The organism is Chryseobacterium sediminis, assembly GCF_008386505.1.
Classification (GTDB): Bacteria; Bacteroidota; Bacteroidia; order Flavobacteriales; family Weeksellaceae; genus Chryseobacterium; species Chryseobacterium sediminis.
The window spans coordinates 160018-182868 of the sequence record NZ_VUNZ01000003.1 but is presented as its reverse complement, the minus strand read 5'-3'; the positions used below and the strand labels follow the sequence as shown (position 1 = coordinate 182868).

22 protein-coding genes are annotated in these 22851 nt (G+C 36.2%); 10 read left to right on the top strand and 12 right to left on the bottom strand.

Annotated elements, in window-relative coordinates:
* Positions 1–43 precede the first annotated feature (43 nt).
* Positions 44–1159 carry a prolyl-tRNA synthetase gene (locus FW780_RS16195; RefSeq protein ID WP_149834677.1) on the bottom strand — a complete coding sequence of 372 codons (1116 nt, stop codon included), beginning with the start codon at positions 1157–1159 and terminating at the stop codon, positions 44–46.
* Between the two features lie 145 nt (positions 1160–1304).
* Between FW780_RS16195 and proS the strand changes: the two genes are divergently transcribed.
* From proS to dnaJ, 5 genes are all read left to right on the top strand, one after another.
* Positions 1305–2780: a proline--tRNA ligase gene (gene proS / locus FW780_RS16190; RefSeq protein ID WP_149834674.1), complete on the top strand. Its 1476-nt coding sequence runs from the start codon at positions 1305–1307 to the stop codon at positions 2778–2780.
* A 119-nt stretch (positions 2781–2899) separates the two neighbouring features.
* A complete protein-coding gene (locus tag FW780_RS16185) occupies positions 2900–4228 on the top strand; it encodes an OmpA family protein (protein WP_149834671.1) in 1329 nt (442 codons plus the stop codon).
* Positions 4229–4341: 113 nt separating this feature from the next.
* Positions 4342–5676, top strand: coding sequence for an Nramp family divalent metal transporter (locus tag FW780_RS16180; protein WP_149834668.1), 1335 nt, complete (start codon positions 4342–4344; stop codon positions 5674–5676).
* A gap of 541 nt (positions 5677–6217) precedes the next feature.
* Positions 6218–6757, top strand: coding sequence for a nucleotide exchange factor GrpE (locus FW780_RS16175; RefSeq protein WP_407643679.1), 540 nt, complete (start codon positions 6218–6220; stop codon positions 6755–6757).
* Between the two features lie 100 nt (positions 6758–6857).
* On the top strand, positions 6858–7976 hold the full coding sequence (gene dnaJ, locus FW780_RS16170) for a molecular chaperone DnaJ (RefSeq protein WP_149834663.1): 1119 nt from the start codon (positions 6858–6860) through the stop codon (positions 7974–7976).
* A gap of 147 nt (positions 7977–8123) precedes the next feature.
* Here the strand turns inward: dnaJ and FW780_RS16165 are convergent, their stop codons facing one another.
* Positions 8124–9008 (bottom strand): DUF808 family protein, encoded by an 885-nt coding sequence (locus FW780_RS16165; protein ID WP_149834660.1) that lies wholly within the window; start codon positions 9006–9008, stop codon positions 8124–8126.
* A 155-nt stretch (positions 9009–9163) separates the two neighbouring features.
* Between FW780_RS16165 and FW780_RS16160 the strand changes: the two genes are divergently transcribed.
* Genes FW780_RS16160 through FW780_RS16150 form a run of 3 tightly spaced genes read left to right on the top strand, consistent with a single transcriptional unit; the run spans position 9164 to position 11988 of the window.
* Positions 9164–9640, top strand: coding sequence for a tetratricopeptide repeat protein (locus tag FW780_RS16160; RefSeq protein ID WP_241676923.1), 477 nt, complete (start codon positions 9164–9166; stop codon positions 9638–9640).
* Positions 9641–9667: 27 nt separating this feature from the next.
* Entirely contained in the window at positions 9668–11065 is a 1398-nt protein-coding gene (locus tag FW780_RS16155) for a serine hydrolase (RefSeq protein WP_149834653.1), read from the top strand.
* A gap of 53 nt (positions 11066–11118) precedes the next feature.
* On the top strand, positions 11119–11988 hold the full coding sequence (locus tag FW780_RS16150) for an alpha/beta hydrolase (protein WP_149834650.1): 870 nt from the start codon (positions 11119–11121) through the stop codon (positions 11986–11988).
* A 333-nt stretch (positions 11989–12321) separates the two neighbouring features.
* Here FW780_RS16150 and FW780_RS16145 read toward each other — a convergent pair whose 3' ends face one another.
* The 5 genes from FW780_RS16145 to FW780_RS16125 all read right to left on the bottom strand — a co-directional run bounded on the left by FW780_RS16145 (position 12322) and on the right by FW780_RS16125 (position 17308).
* Positions 12322–13020, bottom strand: a complete 699-nt coding sequence (locus FW780_RS16145) for a DedA family protein (RefSeq protein WP_149388142.1) — start codon at positions 13018–13020, stop codon at positions 12322–12324.
* Positions 13021–13106: 86 nt separating this feature from the next.
* Complete coding sequence (gene prfB, locus FW780_RS16140) at positions 13107–14219, bottom strand: peptide chain release factor 2 (protein ID WP_047423685.1); 1113 nt, start codon at positions 14217–14219, stop codon at positions 13107–13109.
* A gap of 125 nt (positions 14220–14344) precedes the next feature.
* Positions 14345–14650, bottom strand: coding sequence for a hypothetical protein (locus FW780_RS16135; protein ID WP_149834647.1), 306 nt, complete (start codon positions 14648–14650; stop codon positions 14345–14347).
* A gap of 63 nt (positions 14651–14713) precedes the next feature.
* The gene (locus FW780_RS16130) at positions 14714–15820 is read right to left on the bottom strand and encodes an NAD(P)/FAD-dependent oxidoreductase (protein WP_149834643.1); all 1107 of its coding nucleotides are present in this window, start codon (positions 15818–15820) and stop codon (positions 14714–14716) included.
* 132 nt (positions 15821–15952) lie between these two features.
* Positions 15953–17308, bottom strand: coding sequence for an AAA family ATPase (locus FW780_RS16125; protein ID WP_149834641.1), 1356 nt, complete (start codon positions 17306–17308; stop codon positions 15953–15955).
* A gap of 116 nt (positions 17309–17424) precedes the next feature.
* On the opposite strand from FW780_RS16125, the gene FW780_RS16120 reads away from it, so the two are divergent.
* Together FW780_RS16120 and FW780_RS16115 are read left to right on the top strand one after the other, a co-directional pair.
* The gene (locus tag FW780_RS16120) at positions 17425–18327 is read left to right on the top strand and encodes an ABC transporter ATP-binding protein (protein ID WP_149834638.1); all 903 of its coding nucleotides are present in this window, start codon (positions 17425–17427) and stop codon (positions 18325–18327) included.
* A 2-nt stretch (positions 18328–18329) separates the two neighbouring features.
* Positions 18330–19175, top strand: coding sequence for an ABC transporter permease (locus tag FW780_RS16115; protein WP_149834635.1), 846 nt, complete (start codon positions 18330–18332; stop codon positions 19173–19175).
* Between the two features lie 62 nt (positions 19176–19237).
* Here FW780_RS16115 and msrB read toward each other — a convergent pair whose 3' ends face one another.
* The 5 genes from msrB to FW780_RS16090 form a co-directional block, all read right to left on the bottom strand.
* The gene (gene msrB / locus FW780_RS16110; RefSeq protein ID WP_149834632.1) at positions 19238–20335 is read right to left on the bottom strand and encodes a peptide-methionine (R)-S-oxide reductase MsrB; all 1098 of its coding nucleotides are present in this window, start codon (positions 20333–20335) and stop codon (positions 19238–19240) included.
* Positions 20336–20352: 17 nt separating this feature from the next.
* Complete coding sequence (locus FW780_RS16105) at positions 20353–20796, bottom strand: DUF417 family protein (RefSeq protein WP_149834629.1); 444 nt, start codon at positions 20794–20796, stop codon at positions 20353–20355.
* An 80-nt stretch (positions 20797–20876) separates the two neighbouring features.
* Entirely contained in the window at positions 20877–21146 is a 270-nt protein-coding gene (locus tag FW780_RS16100) for a hypothetical protein (RefSeq protein ID WP_149834626.1), read from the bottom strand.
* A gap of 3 nt (positions 21147–21149) precedes the next feature.
* Positions 21150–21704 carry a sigma-70 family RNA polymerase sigma factor gene (locus FW780_RS16095; protein ID WP_149834623.1) on the bottom strand — a complete coding sequence of 185 codons (555 nt, stop codon included), beginning with the start codon at positions 21702–21704 and terminating at the stop codon, positions 21150–21152.
* A gap of 103 nt (positions 21705–21807) precedes the next feature.
* Complete coding sequence (locus FW780_RS16090; RefSeq protein ID WP_149834620.1) at positions 21808–22722, bottom strand: gliding motility protein GldB-related protein; 915 nt, start codon at positions 22720–22722, stop codon at positions 21808–21810.
* Positions 22723–22851: the final 129 nt, after the last annotated feature.

Genomic DNA, 22851 nt, shown 5'->3' with positions numbered 1-22851 from the left:
GATTTTTTTAACATTATTTTTTAATAGTTTATTCGTTTGAAAATTATCTGAATCCACCTCTTCCTCCGCCGCCGGATCTCATTCCGCCACCGCCGCCAGAAGAACCACCTCTGAAGCCGCCTCCACCGGAGTTGAAGCCGCCGCTAGATCTGAAACCTCCTGAATCATTAGATCTGAAGCCTCCACTATTGTTGTTTCTAGGCTGTGATTGCTGATAATTATAATTAGGTCTTGTCTGTGGTGCCGTATTACGGAATCCTCCATTTGACTGCGAATTTCTGAAACCTCCTGAGTTACCGTTTCTGAATCCACCATTATCTGTGTTTCTAAATCCGCCATTGCTATTTCTGAAACCACCATTTGAATTAGAATCTCTGAAACCTCCGTTATTTCCGTTTCTGAAACCTCCGTTGGTATTTCTGAAGCCTGAATTGGCTGTATTGGTTCTGTATACTGCGTTGGCTACACCTGTATTCTGGAATCCTCCTCCACTGGTGCCGCTTCTTCTGTAAACCGGTCTGTTATAGTAGCCGCCACCCCAGTAACCGCCTCCGTATCCCCAATAAGGATTTCCGTAGTATCCGCCCCAGAATGGATCATAATATCCACCATAGCCGTATCCCCAGTATGGACTTCCCCATCCGTAAGAGCCTCCCCAGCCCCAGCCGAATGATCCGCCCCAACCCCAGGACATACTTGCACCCCAGCCCCAGCCACGGTTCATACCCCAGCCCCAATATGGGCTATAACCACCATACCATCCCCAAGGAGATCCCCATCCCCATGAGTTGTCATAGTAGTTTGTCTGAGAACCTGCATAAAGTCCCCAGTCTGAATCTGTAGCATTGGAGTTCCAATTCGGATTGGTATTGCTCCAGTCATTATATCTGTTTTGCTGTTCTCTGGAATTCGTCTGTGCATTTTGAATCACATTGGAATCCTGATAATAGTCATAATATTCTCCTACTCTGTTTCCGCTATCATTAATGATAACTCCTTCAGGTAGCGTATCCTTATTGGGGTCGTAATACACCCCGTCTGTCTCGCTATACCCTCCCATCTGAGCACCACAAGACACAAGTAATAATCCGCCTGATATCGCCAACACCCCTTTGGATCTTAGCAGACCAAGCAAATTTTTATGTATATTTCTTTTCATGATAACGTAAAAATTTTTAATTTAAATTATATTTGCAATCTGTACCAAAAATGTACCAAAATACTGGTAAAAAAATCTATCAAAAATAGATTTTTATTTTTAGATAACAATAACGGACAAAAGTTAAAAAAATTAAAAAAAAATAATGGCAAAATTAACCTCAAGAAGCGAAGATTACAGCAAATGGTATAATGAGCTGGTTGTAAAAGCTGATTTAGCTGAAAACTCAGGTGTGCGTGGATGTATGGTGATCAAACCGTATGGCTATGCGATCTGGGAAAAAATGCGTGATGAAATGGATAAAAAGTTCAAAGAAACAGGTCACGTTAACGCATACTTCCCGCTTTTTGTGCCCAAAAGCTTGTTTGAGGCAGAGGAAAAGAATGCAGAAGGTTTTGCAAAAGAATGCGCTGTTGTTACCCACTACAGATTAAAAACCGATCCGGACAATCCATCCAAACTAATTGTGGACCCGGATGCGAAACTGGAAGAAGAACTTATCGTTCGTCCTACTTCAGAAGCTATTATCTGGAATACATACAAAAACTGGATTCAGTCTTACAGAGACCTACCTATATTGATCAACCAATGGGCGAATGTTGTTCGTTGGGAAATGAGAACACGTCTTTTCTTAAGAACCGCAGAATTCTTATGGCAGGAAGGGCACACTGCTCACGCTACAAAAGATGAAGCAGTAGAAGAAGCAGAAAAAATGAATAAGGTATATGCAGATTTTGCAGAAAACTTTATGGCAATTCCTGTTATTCAAGGTTTAAAAACTCCATCTGAAAGATTTGCGGGAGCTGATGAAACTTATTGTATTGAAGCATTAATGCAGGATGGAAAAGCTTTACAGGCGGGAACATCTCACTTCTTAGGACAAAACTTCGCAAAAGCATTTGACGTAAAATTCACCAACAAAGAAGGAAAAATAGAACATGCATGGGCTACGTCATGGGGAACATCAACTCGTTTGATGGGAGCTTTGATTATGACTCACTCTGATGATTTTGGATTGGTGCTGCCTCCTACTCTGGCACCTATTCAGGTGGTGATTGTTCCGATCTTTAAAGGAGAAGAACAGTTGGAACAAATTAGCGAAGTAGCGTTGGATATCCAGGCTAAACTAAGAGCAAAAGGTATTTCTGTGAAGTTTGATAATGATACTCAGAACAAACCGGGATGGAAATTTGCAGAATATGAATTAAAAGGTGTTCCTGTAAGAATCGCAATGGGACCAAGAGACCTGGAAAATAAATCTGTGGAAATTGCGAGAAGAGATAATCTGACAAAAGAAGTTCGTTCTATCGAAGGTCTGGACACTTATATCGAAGATCTATTGAAAACAATTCAGCAGGACATTTATAACAAAGCATTTGAATTCAGAAAAAATAATATCACAAAAGTGGATAATTACGAAGAATTCAAAAAAGTTCTGGAAGAGAAAGGTGGTTTCATCTATGCACACTGGGATGGCACAGCTGAAGAAGAAGAACAGATTAAGGATGAAACGAAGGCTACTATCAGATGTATTCCTTTAGATGATGATGTGGAAGAAGGGGTTTCACTGGTTTCTGGAAAACCTTCTAAGAGACGTGTATTATTCGCAAAAGCTTATTAAAAAAAATTAATGATTTTAAAAAAAATCGTTGATTTTTAAAGAAATATTCAAAAAAAAGTGACATTTGGACGGATTTTTGTTTAAATTTATCTCAACATTAATCAAAAAAATTTATTATTATGTCTTTAAATGTCATTGATTTAATTAAAGGACAATTAGGTCCCGCTTTGGTTTCACAGGCTGCATCGCAGTTTGGAGAAAGTGAATCCGGTATTTCTAAAGCAATTGGCGGATTATTACCTGCGGTAGTAGGTGGATTGGCCAATAGTGCAGATAAGCCTGGCGTTGTGGATGCTATTACACAAGCCTCTTCAAGCGGAATTTTAGGAAATTTATTAGGCGGTTCGTCTAGCAATCCTATTATTTCTAACTTGTTGTCTTCAATTTTTGGAGATAAAGTAAGTGGATTAGTCAATTCCATTGCAAGTTTTTCAGGAGTAAGCAATACCTCTGCAGGTTCTTTGTTAAACCTGGTGACTGGAGCTACAGTAGGTACAGTTGGAAAATATGCAGCAGACAATAATTTGGGTGCTTCAGGGATTTCCAGCTTACTGAATGATCAGAAAGGCATTATTTCTTCTTTACTGCCTGCAGGTCTTTCTTTGGCTTCCTTTGGATTAGGAGCTGAAAATTGGTTTGGTCAGGCTAAAGAAACAGTTTCTTCGGTAACGTCTACTGCTAAAGATAACATCGCAGAAGGTGTAGCTACAGCAAGAGAAAATGTTTCGGAAGGAGCAAGAGAAGTAAGAGAAAGATTTGAAAATAATAACAATAATAATCAAGGCGGAGGTTCAATCTGGAAATGGTTGCTTCCGCTTTTACTATTATTGGCAGCCGGCTATTTCTTATGGAAACAGTGCGAGAAAAAACAGACCACTACTACAACTACAAGTACGTCTGACTCAGCAACAACCAGTTCTACTGCAGATACTGCAACAACAGGAACTGCAACACCTGTTCCGGCTACTGCCAAAACCGATGAGAACATTGATCTTAACGGAGTAATGTTAAAAGGTTATAAAGGCGGTATGGAGGATCAGATGATTTCATTCCTGAAATCCGGAGCTTACAAGAATGCAGCTGATGATTCTGCATTAAAAGATAAATGGTACGATTTCGACCATGTTAATTTCAAAATGGGAAGTTCTACTGAGCTGGAAGCAGGTTCACAAGGACAATTGGATAACTTAGTGGCTATCCTTAAGGCTTTCCCTGATGCAAAAATCAAAATCGGTGGTTATACTGATAAAACAGGAAATGAAGCTTCTAATGTAAAATTATCAAAAGCCAGAGCTGAGTATATCAAAGCTGCTCTAGCAAAAGCTGGAGTTGGCGCTCAGGTTTTAGAAGCAGAAGGTTATGGAAGTAAATTTGCTAAAGTAGATGCAAAAGCTTCTGATGCTGAAAGAGCTGCAGACAGAAAAATGGCTGTAAGATTTGCAAAATAATCTTTAAATTCAATAAAAATTAGATCCCGGAAGATAATTTCCGGGATTTTTTTATGCCATGATTTTTCTGTTTACATTTATTTAATTAAATTTGTTAGTCATTTCTAACATTTATGAATTTCAATATAAAGAACGCCTGGCGAAAAGATAAAACATCACATTCCTTATCAGAGGTTTATTCATCTATCAAAGTCCCTAAAAATGCAAATTTCTGGAGGAAGTATCTTGCCTTTGCCGGACCGGGACTGATGATTGCCGTGGGGTATATGGATCCGGGAAACTGGGCTACGGATATTGCCGGAGGGGCTCAGTTTGGGTATACCCTGCTATCCGTAATTCTTATTTCCAATATTTTCGCAATGGTTTTGCAGCATCTCTCTGTGAAACTCGGAGTTGTTGCAGAAAGAGATCTTGCACAGGCCTGCAGAGATCACTTTAACCCTACTACCAATTTTATTCTCTGGGTATTCTGTGAAATAGCCATTGCCGCCTGTGATCTCGCCGAGGTCATTGGTTCAGCCATTGCATTAAACTTATTATTCCATATTCCTCTGACCTGGGGAATTGTCATAACTACAGTAGATGTTTTAATCATCCTCTTACTTCAGGCCAAAGGTTTCCGATGGATTGAAAGTATTGTAGGTGGACTTATATTCATTATTCTGGCCTGTTTTGTATATGAAATCATTATTTCCAAGCCCGCTTTCAATGAAATTCTGGGAGGGCTGGTTCCTCAGAAGGAAATCATTCAGAATCCGGCTATGCTTTATATTGCCATCGGGATTTTAGGAGCTACCGTAATGCCCCACAATCTGTATTTGCACAGCAGTATTGTACAGACTAGAGATTATACCCGTGACACTCAAGGAAAAAAAGAAGCGATAAAATTTGCCACCATAGACAGCACAGTTTCATTAATGCTTGCTTTCTTCATCAATGCAGCAATACTTATTCTGGCAGCAGCCACATTCCATACTACAGGAAACGAACATGTTGCTGATATTCATGACGCCTATAAAATGCTAACCCCTATTCTGGGAGCTTCCATGGCAAGTATTGCGTTTGCTATTGCTTTATTAGCATCCGGACAAAACTCAACATTAACCGGTACACTTGCAGGTCAGATCGTAATGGAAGGCTTCCTGAACATCAGATTAAAACCATGGTTAAGAAGGCTTATCACAAGACTTATTGCTGTAATTCCCGCTCTTATTGTTGCTATTCTTTACGGCGAACAGGGAACAACCGAATTATTGGTTTTAAGCCAGGTAATTCTATCCATGCAGCTGAGTTTTGCTGTTGTTCCATTGGTTATGTTTACCAATGATAAAGCCAAGATGGGAGAATTCGTCAACAAACCGTTCCTTAAAATCTGCGTGTGGGCCATTTCCATTATTATTATTGTTTTAAATCTGTATCTGTTGTATCAGACATTTACGGGAGAATAAAAAATATAAACTATAGTTTTAAAATTGACTATTGGACATTTTTAAAGTGAATGGTCAATAGTCAATTTTTGCTTCGCAAAGTCAATTATTAAAGTTATACGCATTTACAAATTCACAAGCGTAGCGGATTGACATATTCACCATTGATCATTTTTAAAGTGAATAGTCAATAGTCAATTTTTGCTTCGCAAAGTCAATTTTTAAAACTACGCGCTTATAAATTCACAAACGAAGTGGATTGACATCTTCACAATTGATAGTGAATGGTCAGTTTTTACTTAGCAAAGTCAATTTTTAAAACTACATATTTATAATTCACAAGCGTAGCGAATTAACATATTCACCATTGATCATTTTTAAAGTGAATGGTCAATAGTCAGTTTTTGCTTCGCAAAGTCAATTTTTGAAACTACATACTTATAAATTCACGAGCGAAGCGAATTGATTTATTCACTTTTCACCGTTAGACATTTTTCTGCCTTAATGTCCAGATTTTGGATTTGGCAGGCTCTTTGTCAAACAATCAGTAAATAAATATTGAATTATGGAAAACCAGGATATTAACGAAGAAAGCATCAATAATCAGGAAGAAAACAACGTTCAGAATGACACAGCATCTCAGGACAATGTGACAGCTGCACCTTCGCCAGAAGAACTTTTGGCAGAAGAAAAAGACCGTTACATCAGATTGTACGCTGAATTCGAAAACTATAAAAAAAGAACAAGCAAGGAGAAGATGGAATTCTTCCAGTATGCTAACCAGGACATGATGGTTTCAATGTTAGGGGTTTTAGATGATTTTGAAAGAGCATTAAAGGAAATCGCTAAAAACGGAAATCCGGCTGACCTTCAAGGAGTGGAACTGATCTATCAGAAATTCAAAAATAAACTTACCGAAAAAGGCTTACAAACAATGGAAGTAAGAGCTGGTGACAGCTTTAATGTTGATTTCCATGAAGCGATTACTCAGATCCCTGCTCCATCGGAAGATTTGAAAGGAAAAATCGTAGACGTTATTGAAACTGGATATACTTTGAATGATAAAGTAATCCGTTTTGCAAAAGTAGTAACAGGAAATTAAAATTAATAATGATAAATGATGAGTGGTAATTGATGAATATTTCACTTATTAGCTTTAACATATCTTTTATCATTTATCAACAATCAATTATAAAATTGTCATGTCAAAAAGAGATTATTACGAGGTTCTTGAGATCAGCAAATCTGCATCAGCCGACGAAATAAAAAAAGCATACCGTAAAATGGCCATCAAATTTCACCCGGATAAAAATCCTGGTGATAAAGAGGCTGAAGAAAAGTTTAAAGAAGCAGCTGAAGCTTATGAAGTTCTAAGCGACGATCAGAAACGTGCAAGATACGACCAGTTCGGTCATGCCGGAGTAGGTGGAAACGGTGGTTTCGGAGGCGGAGGCTTCGGAGGCGGAATGAACATGGAAGATATTTTCAGTCAGTTTGGAGATATTTTCGGTGGTGGTTTCGGAGGATTCGGCGGTGGCGGTGGAGGCCGCCAGCAGGTAAAAGGTTCTAATTTAAGAATCAGAATCAAGCTGAACCTTGAGGAAATGGTAAACGGAACTCAGAAAACCATTAAAGTTAAAAAAATGAAGATGGCAGAAGGTGCCACTTCAAAAACATGTCCTACCTGTAACGGTTCTGGTGTTCAACTTAAAGTAATGAATACCATGTTTGGTCAAATGCAGACTCAGACAACGTGTAGTACTTGCCAGGGAATTGGAAAAGTTGCTGACAAGATTCCTGCAGGAGCCAATGCGCAAGGTCTTATCAAAGATGAAGAGGAAATTACAATCAACATCCCTGCAGGGGCAAGAGACGGTATTCAGCTTAATGTAAGAGGAAAAGGAAATGATGCTCCATTTGGAGGAATTCCGGGAGATTTATTGGTGATCATTGAAGAGGAAGTAGATCAGATCATTAAGAGAGAAGGCGATAATCTTCATCAGGAACTATATGTTTCATTTGCTGAAGCTGCGTTAGGAACTAAAAAAGAAATTCCTACCGTAGGCGGAAAAGTAAAAATTACCGTTGATCCTGGAACTCAATCCGGAAAGATCTTAAGATTGGCAGGCAAAGGACTTCCAAGTATCGACAGCTATGGAAAAGGTGACATGTTTATCCATATCAATGTATGGACACCTCAAAAGCTTACTAAGGATCAGAAAGATTTCTTTGAAAAGCAGATGTCCAGCGGAGAAATGGTTGCAGAACCATCCGGAAAGGAAAAAACTTTTTTTGATAAAGTAAAAGATTTATTCAATTAATATATAAAAAGAGACTTGTAAAAAGTCTCTTTTTTTGTTTAAAGTTCAAAGTTTTAAATTCAAAGTTTAAATATTGAACCTGATCATAAAAAATCCTGTACTCTCACGAATACAGGATTTTTTTGGTTATTTAATTCTAATTCTGTTTTATTTTTTTATCGCTAAAGAATAGATTCCTTTTCCTAAAGTGAAGACAGCAACCGCTGCCAATCCGCCAACAACTCCAAGCATAAGCTTTTTCAAAACTTCCGGCCAAGTTGGAAGTAATCCATGAAAAAATTCTATTCTATGCAGAAAAATTTCACCAGCAACCATTATTAAGGCAATTGTTCCGACCACTCCTAATATTTTAATAACAATAGGTAAAGCCTTCACTAATAGATGCCCAAGCCCCCCGAAAAACCCTTTATCATTACTTTTTTTTATTAATTTAAACCCTGCATCATCCATTCTTACGATCAAAGCTACAATTCCATAAACTCCAACCGTTGCAATAAATGCAACCAAACTCGTTACTAATATCTGCGTAATGAAAGGATGACTTTCTTCCAATACGGTTCCTAAAGCAATAATAACAATCTCGATTGATAAAATAAAATCCGTTGTAATTGCCGATTTTACTTTCTCTTTTTCTATTTCTTCAGAACTTTTTTCGTCTTCTACCATTTCCTCTATAACTTCATGACCTTTTTTGTCACGATGAAAAAGAAATTCTATTATTTTTTCAACGCCTTCAAAGGCCAGGTAGAATCCTCCAAGAATCAATACATAATTAATAGCCGGAGCATACAACCAATTGAGTAAAAAAACGACAGGCAAAATGATCAGTTTGTTGATAAAAGAACCTTTCGTAATTGCCCATAGAACAGGAATTTCTCTGGAGGAAAGAAAGCCAGTGGCTTTTTCTGCATTTACAGCAAGGTCATCTCCTAAAATCCCTGCTGTCTTTTGGGTAGCAACCTTACTGGTAACTGCTACATCATCCATCAATGCTGCAATATCATCTAAAATTGCAAAAAAGCCTGATGCCATATTTTAATAATTTTTTAATCTTTGTTAAGTTCAGCAAAAATAAATATTTAATTCCGTTTTTGGATTCATAATCTGACAATAATTTTGAAAATTATAAGAATGATTAAGCAATGCTCAGCTTTCAATATTTTATATCTTTGTTTAAAATCTATCCGATGGATGAAAACTGGGAAACCCAATTACAAAGTATATGGCTAAAACTCGGAACAATAACCAATGAAGAGTTTATTAATCAAATTAAAAATCATGTAGAATTATTAACGGATTCTCAGGCTATTGCCGATTTTGAAAAAGCCTGTGCTTTTGATTCCACCGGACATGAAAAGGAAGCGGAGCCTTTGTACAGATCTACATTAGATAAGGGACTAACCGGTTTACGGAGAAGAAGAGCTAGAATCCAGCTGGCAAGTACCTTAAGAAATAATGGAAAACTGGAAGAAAGTATTCATATTTTAAGGGAAGAAAAAGCGGGTTATTCTGATGAACTAAATGATGCAGTAGATTCTTTTTTAGCGCTGTCTCTTTCTTCAGCAGGAGAACACAAAGAAGCACTGGCTATAGCATTGAAAGCAATTTCAAAACATTTGCCCAGATATAATAATTCTCTTTTTCGCTATGCTGAAAACCTATAACTTTTAACCGTTTTAAAATCTAATACTATGCGACGTCAATCCGCTATTTTAGTCTTATTATGTTCTATTTTTGTGTCCGGTATATTCTGTTCACCTTTAAAAGCCCAGACTGAAACGAATATCAGCACAATTGATCAGGAAAAGAAAAAGCAGGAAATAGACAGTATTATAAGAACATACGCAGCTGTTAATAAGTTTAATGGAACTGCTTTGGTCCGTTATCAAAATAAAATCATTTTTGAAAAGTCTTACGGCTGGCAAAATGCAGAAAAAAAGATACCCAATCGAAACGAAAGTGTCTATCAGATTGCCTCTTTAACCAAATCTTTCACCGCATTAATGATTATAAAACTAGGTGAAGAGGGAAAACTTTCTGTACATGATCCTGTCTCCAAGTTTATTCCCGATTATCCGAGAGGAAATGAAATCACTATTGAACATCTCCTTACCCATACCTCGGGAATTTACGAGGCTTTGAGAAATAAAGAATATTTCCGTCTTCTTCACACCGGTGAAATCATTACCAAAAATAAAGAACTTTCTTTTTTTAAAAATGAACCGCTGGATTTTGAGCCCGGTACTCAATTTTCTTATACCAATTCGGGGTATATTCTATTGGGAATCATTATTGAGAAAGTAACGGGACTTTCTTATGAAGATGCAGTAAGAAAAATCATCTTAAATCCTTTAAAGATGACTCATACAGGCTTTAATTACCTAGCTCTGAAAAGTCCGTACAAAACGGTTCCCTATTCTTATATTTCAAAAACAAAACAGGAAAAAACAGAGATATGGAATTCTACATTAACTGGCCCTGCAGGACAAATCTACAGTACTGCTGAAGACCTTTACAGTTATTATAAAGGATTAAGAGACTATAAAATTGTATCCAAAGAAACATTTAAAAAAGCGGCAACACCTTATTTGAGCGGCTATGGCTATGGCTACGGTTGGTTTATTGATGATCTTTATGGGAAAAAACTCATCAATCATGGTGGAAATATAGAAGGTTCTACAAGCTATTTTGCCATGCTTCCTGAAGAGGATCTCAGCATTATTCTTCTCAATAATATCACGAGTAAAAAGCTGGAAAAAGCAGGGAACACTATTTTAGCAGCTCTTTTAGAACAACCTTACACTCTTCCACAACCTAAGAAAGAAGTAACTTTAAATACTGATTTACTTAAAAAATATGCAGGTAATTATAAACTTGCGGATGACAGTATTATTCATATTCTGTACGAAAACGGTCAGCTTTTTATACAAAACAATAAAGATCCTAAAGTAAGAATACTGGCTGAAAAAGAGAATGAATTTTTCCTGCAGGATGATGATACTGAAATTTCTTTCATTTTCAAAAAGGGAGAAAAAGATGTTGTGATGATCAAAAAAGGTCTTTCATCAAAAACAGCTGAAAAACTTTAAGTCTTCTGATATCTGTCATTGATAACACATCAATTTTTTTGTAAATTTAATTAATGAAAAAGCTCATTCTCAGGTACCATTTTTTTGTGATGGGATGCTTCGGTTTTCTGTTGCAGTCCTGCAATACAAAGTTCAGAGTTTGGGTAGGTCCGGGTGGCCAGCAGAAAATCTACAATTTAAAATATGGCGAGCATAAAAGACAGAAAATGGATGTCTTTCTTCCCAAAGACTATCCTGAAGATTCTCCCGTAGTTCTTATCGTTCATGGCGGAGCCTGGACTTTAGGTAAGAAAGAGCATATGATACAGGTTCAGAAAATGCTTTTTGAAAACAGAATTCCAAGTATCAGCATGAATTACAGATTGGTTTCTGCAAAGAAAAAGATCACTTATAAACAGCAGCTTGAGGATATTGGCCTTGTGATTGAAAAATTCAATTCTTTAACGGAAAAGGCAGAACTCCAGCCTAATAATTATATTCTTTTGGGAGAAAGTGCAGGCGGACATCTGGCACTGCTCTACGGATATCAGCATTCTGATCAGATCAAAAAGATTATTTCTCTAAGTGGACCTACAGATTTTTACAGCTCTGGGTATCTTAAATCTTTTTATTCCAAGTATACTTCTCCAACTTTTCAAAAGGTGGTAGGCAGTAAGTTTGACCGGAAAAATGTTTCTGAAGCCTTCAAAGAAGCCAGTCCTATTGCCAATATTACCAATGTTCCTACCCTGCTTTTTCAGGGTAATAACGATTTTCTTGTCAATCAGCATCAGGGAATTGCCATGGATTCAGCGCTTACCCAAATGAATATCCCACACAAGTTTATCTTTATGAAAGGTGCAGGCCATGCTCCAAGGTTCTTCAGCAAAAGAAAAAGAGACAGTATTATCTACCCGAATATCCTGGAATGGATTAAAAAATAGTTATTTATTTAAAATAATTAAACAACTATTCTAACCAATTCGTTCATAAGAATCTTTTAAATATTCAGTATAAAAAACAATTTTTGCATGGTAGATGTATTTAAAAACGCTATGCCCGCAAAAGAATTTTAATACTTATATATATCAGTCATAAAGACACTTCGTTCAGCCAGGCAGGTGACTCAGCTAAGTGAAACACCTCTGCGAACGAAAAAATAACAGATCATAATAATAACCTTGTTAGCTTTGCGGGGTAAAAAAACATTTCTTATGCATAAAAAAGCCATCTCATTGCTGAGACGGCTCTGTATATTTTGATTGAATTATTATTTATTATTCAAAGTCCTGATCTTCGTATTTTTTAGAAAGGTCTTCTTTTTTTCCGAAAACAAACTTGAAGATCACCGGAAGTGTTGTTACCAGTACAATAACGATGATAATATATTCCAGTTTTTCTTTCAGATTGATACCAAACTGCTCCATAAACAGTTTATCAAGATAATGTCCGGCAAAAATCAAAATAAATGACCACAGCACAGCACCAATAATATTATCTCTTAAAAACTCCTTTTTATCCATTTTCACAATTCCTGCTACAATTGGAGTAAAAGTTCTCACAACCGGTAAGAATCTAGCCATAATAATCGCTAATGCTCCATGTTTTTCAAAGAAATCGTGAGCCTGATAAAGGTATTTTTTCTTGAAAAGCATTGAATCCGGTCTCTTATATAAAGCTGGTCCAGCCTTTCTTCCAAAATAATATCCTACTTCATTTCCAATAATAGCGGCAAGAGCTACTCCCGAAGCTAATAATGTGGTATCTAAGAAATCGCTCCCTGTAGAGCCAAAAGTCTCTTTGATGATTTCAACGGCATAAATTCCCGAAACGAATAAAAGTGAATCTCCTGGCAGGAAAAACCCTACAAAAAGACCTGTTTCAGCAAATACAATAAATAAAATAAGCCAAAACCCTCCCATTTTAATATAAAATTCCGGGTTTAATAAATCCTTCCAGCTATTGAAATCTTCCATAAATATCGATGAACAACAAAAATAAGTCTAAAATGTCTGAAACAAAAATTAATTATAAGATTTTAACTAAAATTCAAACATGATTTTTATAAGTCGAGATCATCATCTGAAACTGCCGTTCCATCGGCCATTAGAAATGCTTTTAAGAATGGGGTAAGATTTCCATTCATTACGGCATCTACATCTGAAGTTTCATGACCTGAGCGTACATCTTTTACGAGCTTGTAAGGGTGCATTACGTAATTTCGGATCTGGCTTCCCCACTCGATCTTCATTTTGTTGGCCTCTATCTCATTTCTTGCCTTCATACGCTCTTCCAGTTCCATTTCGTAAAGCCTCGAACGAAGGAGTTGCATGGCTTTTTCTTTATTCTGAAGCTGGGAACGGGATTCTGAGTTTTCAATGATAATTCCGGTTGGTGCGTGACGAAGACGTACAGCAGTTTCTACCTTGTTTACGTTCTGTCCTCCTGCTCCGGAAGACCTCATTGTTTCAAAAGAGATATCGGCAGGGTTAATATTAATTTCGATCGTATCATCTACTAAAGGATAAACATATACGGAGACGAAACTGGTATGACGCTTCGCATTACTGTCGAAAGGCGAAATTCTTACTAAACGGTGTACTCCATTTTCACCTCTTAAATATCCAAAAGCAAATTCTCCTTCTATTTCCAGGGTAACAGTCTTCACACCGGCTACATCACCTTCCTGAAAGTTAAGCTCACGGATTTTATATCCTTGTTTTTCTGCCCACATTGTATACATTCTCATCAGCATAGCAGCCCAATCACAACTTTCTGTACCTCCGGCTCCTGCTGTGATCTGAAGTACTGCAGAAAGCTCATCTCCTTCATTGGAAAGCATATTTTTGAATTCCAGATCTTCAATTTTTTCAACCAATTGCGGAAATGTCTCATCCAGTTCCTTTTCAGAATCCGGATCTTCCTTGGCAAAATCTACTAAAACCTGTATATCTTCAAACTGTGTCTGAATTTCATCATAGCTTTCCACCCATTTTTTCTTGGAACGAAGCTGTTTTAAGAATGCTTCAGCAGTTTTCGGGTTGTCCCAAAATTCAGGTGCTGCTGTTTTTTCATCATCATTGGCAATTTCTATTTTCTTTTTTTCAATCTGAAGGTATCTGTGTAAGTCTTCAATCCTGGATTGAACTTCTTTTATCTGGTCGTTGTTAATCACGAATTTTTCTTTTTGCAAAAATAAGGAATTCTTTTAGAGTGGAACGTTTTGAGTTCCGAGTTTTCGGGGGATCAGGTTACGAGTTACAAGATTTGGGTTGCGGATTCTAACTAGTGGGAGGATGATTAACTAAAAAAGTAGTCTCTTTTCAACATAAAAACAGTACACATACCTATAATATGTATTACAATAATAACAGGAAGGACTTTTTTTGTTCCAAATTTATCCATTAAAAAGCCATAGGCAGGCAATTGTATTATTCCTATAAGTAGAGGTATTTCTTCATTAAAAAAAGTTCCAAGTAAACTAAACGGAAAGATAGCCAATAAAGGAAAATACGTCCCGTGGCCTCCACCTGCTGCAAAAATTGCAAGAAAACCAAGAGGAATTGTTAATATAAAAAACCATACTGTATATTTATAACTACTCATACTGTTTATTCCAGTTTATTCGTAAAATCTTAGATTAGGATTTCAATTTAGTTTTATCATTTATCAAATCATTTCTGCTACCATTTCCCCTATCTTTGGAGCCAGAGCAACTCCCATTCCTGAAAGTCTTACGGCACAAAACTGTCTTTCTGAAATCTGTTTTACAATAGGCGTTTTTTCATCACCCATAGCCATAATTCCTGACCAGCGAAGCGCTATTTTAAAATCTGTATAAGGAAGTACAACTTCTTTTAAAAAGTTTTCCAAATGATTTTGCAAAAATGCTGTCGTTTCAAAAGCTGTTGTTTCTTCTGTCTTAAAATCCTGATTTCTTCCGCCACCTAACAATACCTGATTTCCTACATTTCTGAAATAATAGTAGCCTTCGTCATAATGAAACGTTCCTTTCAGCTTCAATCCTTCTATAGGTTCTGTCAGAAGAATTTGTCCGCGGGCAGGAACGATATTTTCTTTTTTCAGGAACGAGGACGTGAACGCATTGGTGCAATAGATAAGTTGATCAGCTTTTACAGAAAGATCATCGGAAAGATAAACCTCAACTTCATTAGCTGTTTCTTCAATATTTCCAACTTCTGTTCCGAATAAAAATTCTACCTTCAGCTCATGACACTTTTCCAATAATTTCTGCAACAGCTTTCCCGAGTGCAGGCTTCCTTCACAAGGGTTTTCAATCAAAAATTCAGATTTTTCTAATCTGAATTCATGTATTTTGTTCTGTTTCAGTGTATATGTTTGATCCAGTCCTGTTATTGCTTTCAGCTTTTCATTAACGGAATCAAGATGAAATAAAGGTTCTTCATTATTTAAAATCTCATAGCCTCCATTAAGATCAAAATCTATTTCATCATTTTTAAAATACTTTCTGATTTTTTGAAGTCCTTCAAATCTCATTTTAACAAGCTCCAGCGTTTTTTCCCAGCCCATTTTCTGTGAATCAGCAATGACTTCGGTAAGGCTTCCGAAACAGGCAAACCCGGCATTCCTCGTTGAAGCACCCAATGGAATGGTATTGCGTTCAATGATGAGAACAGATTTTTCAGGATATTTTTCTTTAATGGATATAGCTGTCCAAAGCCCGGAAAATCCGGAACCAATAATAATGATATCCCTTTTTCTGTAAAATGTATCCAGTTCCCAGATGCTGTTCATGAGTGATTTTTATAAAATGTATTTATGTAAAAAAGTAAAATGTATTCATGACAAATTCATATCTGGTAAAAGATAGATCATAAAGCCAAAAACCTCAAACTTTAAACTTTAAACCTTGAATTTTAAACTGTTTTACCCCTTGTCTTTCTCCTCCTCATTATGTTGAAATCCGATAGCTCTTTGCGGCTCTTCAACAACTCTATAAGTTTCCAGTTCGCTCTTCAATGCCTGAATTCTAAACTTAAAATCATCAAAATTATTGATAATAGCATCTGCTAAGAACCGGGCCACCTGATCAAGATATTCTTCGGTAAGCTTGGAACCGGCATCCCTTAAAGCTCCACTCAAAAGATTCTGATCAATTTTCAGTTTCTCATTTCTGGTTCTTTGATAAAGATTTTTAATTCTTTTCTTTAAACTCTGGGTAAAATCAATCAGCATTGTGTTGCTGAAGGCTTTCATCTTTGAAGAGATTTCATGCCAGAAAGGGATTTTATCTGCTTTGTTATTTTTAAGTATTTTATACAATAAAGAATCTTCCTCCAATCCTCTGGTCATGGCATATAAAATGATTTCTGATCGCTCTGAAGCATTGGGTGGAAAGATAGGAATCATCACATCAAATCTTCCGGGAGCAAGAATTTCTTCATCAATTTCTGAAACAGAATTGGCAGATCCTACCATCAGAACTCCTTCTTTTTCAAATTTTCCTATATAATGAAGGATAAGTTCCTGCGCTTCCAGATTGCATGATGCAATATCGTTTTCAGCTCTTCTCTGCATCATAATTTCATCAAAATCATCCATAAAGAGAAGCATTTTGTTTTCCTTCATCATGCTCAGTAAAAAATCACTGAAATTGATTTCATTTCCATCAATCAACGAAGTTCCCAAATAATGTTTCTTGACTTCTTTAAACTGATAGCCAATGATTTCGGCAATTTTATTAGCCCAGAATATTTTACCGCTTCCCGGAGGACCATACAGAATAATTCCCGCAGGTTTGTTGATTCCCCAGTCTTTAATCTGCTGTGGATTCAGAAATGGCTCCAGAACAGTGGATGTATAAAAGAACAGATCTCTGTATCCTATGAAATCTCGTTGCTGAAGGCTGGTTTTGTGCCCGAAATAATCATACACAAACTGATAATTCCCTCCCAGCTTGTTATCAATTCCATAACTTGATATGGAAGATTTGAAAAAACCGTTATCAAAAATATTAAGGTTGTTATCTTTAATCACTTTTTCAACCTTTTCTTTAGGTTGATTAATGACTTCGGCAATCTGCTCAAGGGTTTTATTTTTATCCAGATCTTTCTCGTATAGCCTTAAAAAATCTAAATTTTCGCGGGCAAATTTTTCAAAATCTTCTTTTACTTCAAAATTGGTACTGATGCATTCTACCAATTCAAGATCGAAATCCTGTATAAATTGTTTTATGGCTTCTGCAGAAACATTAAGTTCTTCTGCCAGTTCAATTAGCTTCATAAGTCTTGATTAATTCTATCAAATTTAATGTATTTACATCTAAACTTATATTGATTTATGATAATTCTGTAACATTATCTAATTTAGATAGACTACTACTATGTAAAACAAATTACATGGAAAAGATTTTATCAGTAAAAAATTTGACAAAAAAATTCAAAAGAGTTGTGGTCAACAATATTTCTTTTGATGTTGAAAAAGGAAATGTTTATGGCCTTCTGGGTCCCAATGGAAGCGGAAAGTCCACTACTTTCGGGATGTTGCTTTCTACCATCAATCCTACCAGTGGAGATTGGTTCTGGTTTGGAAAAAAGGGAACAGATCCGGAAACCTTAAAGAAGATTGGAGCTATTATTGAACAGCCTAACTTTTACCCTTATTTAAGTGCGGAAACCAATCTTAAAATTGTAGCAGAAATTAAAAATACTCCCTATTCAAGGATTGACGAAGTTTTGAAAACCGTTAATCTGTATGAAAGGAGAAAAGATACTTTCAAAACTTTTTCCCTGGGAATGAAGCAACGTCTGGCTATTGCTTCTGCTATGCTGAACAATCCTGAGGTAATGATATTGGACGAACCGACTAACGGACTGGATCCTGAAGGAATTATTCAGATCAGAGAAATCATCAGCGATATTGCCAAGCAGGGAATCACGATCATTATTGCCAGCCATCTTTTGGATGAAATTGAAAAAATATGCAGCCATGTGATTGTATTGAAAGAAGGAAATTCTATTTACTGCGGAAGAGTGGACGAAATGACTTCCAACAACGGGTATTTTGAATTAAAAGCAGATAACACTACTTTACTTTTAAATGCTTTGAATGAACTTCAATGGTTCTCTTCCATCAATCAGGAAGGTGATCTTATTAAAGCACAAATCCGTGATGATGCTTCAATTTCAGCATCGGCTATGAATCAGAAACTGGCAGAGAAGGGAATTTATCTTTCTCATTTGACCAAGAAAAAATTATCTCTTGAATCTCAATTCCTTGAACTTGTAAAAAACACCAATTAGTCATGATAAAATTATTAAAACTGGAATACTACAAAAACCTGAACTACCAACCGTTTAAAGTTTTTACGATATTATATTTTGCTATTCTTATTGCATTGCTTTTCGTCGGATTGGTTGATTTTGATATTTTCGGAGGAACAATTAACTTAAAAGAACAGGGGATTTATAATTTCCCGGAAATCTGGAACTTTACCACATGGATTGTGGCTTTGTTGAAAATTTTCCTTGGATTGATCATTGTTTTTTCTATTTCTCAGGAATTCAGCAACCGGATGTTCAAGCAGAATACGATTGATGGATTAAGCAGAAAGGAGTTCATCACTTCAAAACTGCTGACAATAAGTATTTTCACCATTGTTTCTACGGTGATTGTATTTGGTATTACGATATTCCTTGGCTATCAATATTCAAATACAAAAGAATCTGCAAAGGTTTTTGCTGAGATTTTCTTCATTGGAAATTATTTTGTAAAACTGTTTACTTTCTTTTGTTTCTTAATGTTCCTTTCTATTTTACTGAGAAAATCGGTGTTTGTATTTCTGGCCCTTTTTGTTTTCTGGATTGGTGAGGGAATTTTAACGACTGTTGAAGTCTTCACGAAAGTAAAAGGACTACAGGGACCACAAAGGAATGAGATTCTTCAGAATGATTTTTTCATCACGCATCTTTTACCATTGGAAAGTATGTCCAGCCTTATTCCTAATCCTATGATGAGATTAAATATGGCCAAAATGATGGGGGTAAAATATGAATTCCACTATCCTACAGAAAGTCTTATCGCTTGTTTGGTGTGGTCTGCCATATTCATATTTGGATCTTACTGGATTTTGAAAAAAAGGGATTGGTAAAATTCAATTGCAACATTAATTCAAAAAATAAAAGGCTGCCAGATGGCAGCCTTCCTTTCACATTACTTTTTATCTAACAACGGAAGATATTTTCCGTATCCTTTTGTTTCCATTTCAGCTTTTGGAATAAATTTCAGAGAAGCACTGTTGATACAGTACCGAAGTCCTCCTTTATCTTCCGGTCCGTCTGTGAAAACGTGTCCTAAATGGGCATCACCGGTTTTACTTCTTACTTCCACTCTGGTCATTCCGTGGGTACGGTCCATTTTTTCATCAATCAGAGCTTTGGTGATTGGTTTTGAAAAACTTGGCCATCCGCAGCCGGATTCAAATTTATCTGTAGAAATAAACAACGGTTCTCCTGTGGTAATATCCACATAAATTCCTTCGCGGGTTTCATTCCAGTATTCATTCTGAAAAGGTCTTTCTGTACCGTTTTCCTGCGTAACATTATATTGTTCGGCAGTCAGTTTTTCTTTTAAAACTTTTTTATCCTGTTTTTGATAGGCTGGTTTTGGAAGCGGATTTGCTTTTTTCGCCATTTCAAAAAGTCCCGGTTCAATGTGACAGTAACCGCCTGGATTTTTATCCAGATAATCCTGATGATAATCTTCTGCTCTGTAGAAATTTTTCAATGGAATAGTTTCCACGAGTAAGGGTTTGCTATAGTTTTTTGCCAGTTTCTGAACTTCATCTTTTACAATAGCTTCATCTGTTTTGTTGGTGAAATAGATTCCTGTTCTGTACTGATTTCCTCTGTCATTTCCCTGCTGATCTTTACTGGTAGGGTCAATGGTTTTAAAATAAAGGTCAATTAACAGTTTCAGATCTACCTGCTCGGGATCATACTTCACTTTCACTGTTTCAGCAAAACCTGTTGTATGGCTTACTACTTCTTCATAAGTAGGATTTTGGGTATTTCCGTTGGCATAGCCTACATCTGTTCCTACAACTCCACGAATCTGTTGAAAAAAATGTTCTGTTCCCCAGAAACATCCCCCTGCAAAATAGATTTCTTTAACGTTTTTATTATCCATAATTTTCTCATTTTCTTTTTTTACTTCCACTTCATTATGCTTCGCTTTTTTAAAAAGCCCGGATCCTGCAGCAAAAACTGCTATACCCAGAATGATTCCGAGTACAATTAATATATTTTTCATTTTTACCTTTTTATTCATTACTTATTATTTTGAACGATCATCAATCCAAATCCTAAAAGCATAAGATCTTTTAAAATAAAGAAATCCGTCACAGGCACTCCATCCACTATTTTCCACATTCCCGGCGTTGTAAATAAATAGCTTAATGTTACCAGAAAAGTGACAATCATTCCCATTCCGGCATACTTCTTCAGTACAGCAAATTTCGCACTAAATATCAGGAGTAATGCAATGATAATTTCTATCGCTCCGATAAGATTTGACACTGCCTGAACGCTCATAATCTTATATACGAAAAAAGTTAAGAAATGGTTTTCCACCAAAGGTTTTATTGCAGCAGCTTCTGTAGGGGTAAATTTGAAAATACCTATCCACAGCAAAATAAGAGCTGCTCCGAAGAGTGAGACGTTATATCCGATTCGGGATAATTGATTTTTAGATTCCTGTACTGTTCCGACCATGTTTTTAAGATTTTAATTGAATACTTAATTGTTTTCAATAGTATAGTCGGAGCCTTTTTACAATCCTGACAGATTTTTTCTTAGAAATTTAATTTATCTATCATTTTATTTTTAAAATCCTGAATTTCAGCATCATTAATTTCAGTTTCCTTTTCAGAAAAAGTCTTTTTAAAAACTTTATCCAGGACCGCCAGTTTTTCTTTGTACATTCTGCACCATTTGCAGATCATCAGGTGCATGCTTAGCATCCGGTTTTCTTTGGCAGAAATGGATTGGGCGTTTCTTTTTTCCATCAGTAAAGTAGCTTCACTGCATGGTAAAAATAATATATGTAGTATTTTTCTTATCATTACTTATGATCTTGAAAACCAGTTAAACTCCAGACATTCTCTTAACTGCATCCGGCTTCTTTGAAGGATCTTCCAAAGATTAGTCGTAGAAACATTCAATTCCTGACTTACTTCCGGTGCTTTTTTTTCTTCGATATAATACATTTTCAGCAGGATCTTCCATCTGGAGGGCAATTCTTCAATACATTCTTCCAGTGTTTTATTAAACTCTGAACTGTCCAAAAGTTCATCTCCGTCACCTGATACATTCCAGTCATTCAAAACATCATTTTGTTTCCATGACCCTGTTTCATCAAAAAAATGATCAAGCCTGATATTGGGTTCAGATTTGTATTTTTTCCGGTAAAAGTCTGCAACTTTCCTATTCAGAATAGCCATAAGCCAGGTAAGAGGATTACTTTTCCCTTCAAAAGAATCATGAGCTGAATACGCAGCAAGAAAAACTTCCTGAACAACATCCTGCGCGTCTTCCTTATTAGAAAGTACATACAGTGCGCGTTTCAAAAGCGGTCCGGAATAGTGTTCTATCCAGCTTTTTAACTCTTCATCTTTTGTCATTGGAAGGATTTTTGTCATATCTCAGATCACAGCGAAGGTAATAAGTTAAGCGGAAAATTGCAAAATTTTCATATTTTCTTCATTGATAAACTTATTTAGTATATTATTTCATATACCCTGCCTTTTTAAAAAATGTGTGATGCTCTTTTTTAGAATAATTGATATTGATTATTTCCTTTAATGCTGTTTTTTTATCTGCAGCCTTGTCATAATAGCTCTTACAGATTGTGTAGCCAATAAAATAGGCAAGATCAGCGGGTTTATCCTTGGAAGAACTTCCATTGTACATCCACTGATCTGTATCATATCGATACATATCCTTTTTAAATTCTAACCAAAGCTGTTCTTCATGCTGTCTGCCATAATCCATGTATTCAATATGAGGAAGTTTCCCCAAAAGTTTTTCGGCAATAAAATCACAGGAACCTTCCATCAAAGCCCAGCCTAATAAATCGAGATCATGATATTCTTCTTCATTATTCACTCCGTTGATGTAATCCTGCTGTACGTGAACCAGCTCATGGGCAATATTATATTCAGTAGACAGTTTGAGTTCCGAATCAGAAAGTGAGGTAAGTGCCACAACTTCTGTTCCTATTAAAATAAATTCACGGGTAGTGGTACCTCCTCTGTTAAAAGTACCTATTACAAAGCTAATCTGAGGGCTATGAAATAATGGATATATCTTTTTAAAAGACGTATACAGCTTTTCTATATCATAATCCTGCTGTGCTATTTTCAACGTTTGTTCGCGTATTTTATTCCAACGCTTTGGCATTTTATTAATACTTCTGACATAATCTGAAACCTTCATTGTATCCATTTTTATCAGTGCTTTGAGTGCCGGACTTGCTTTCTCCAGATATTCAGTATTGATGATTTCCATCTGTTTCAGCGAGTCATTAGATTTCTGTACCAGATCATAGGCTTTCCAGAAGTTGCTGACATCTGTATTTGAAACTCTTTTTTGAGCATAAACAAATGTTGTTAAGAATAAAAATATAACACTGTATTTCATGGAAAATTATTTACTCCAAAATAAAACATTTAAATTGATTTCCAAGAAGATATCCTATAATAAACTTTTCTCTTAGCTATACAAATCTTACAGGTTTACTCAGGGTCTGCAATAAAAGAAACAAATATC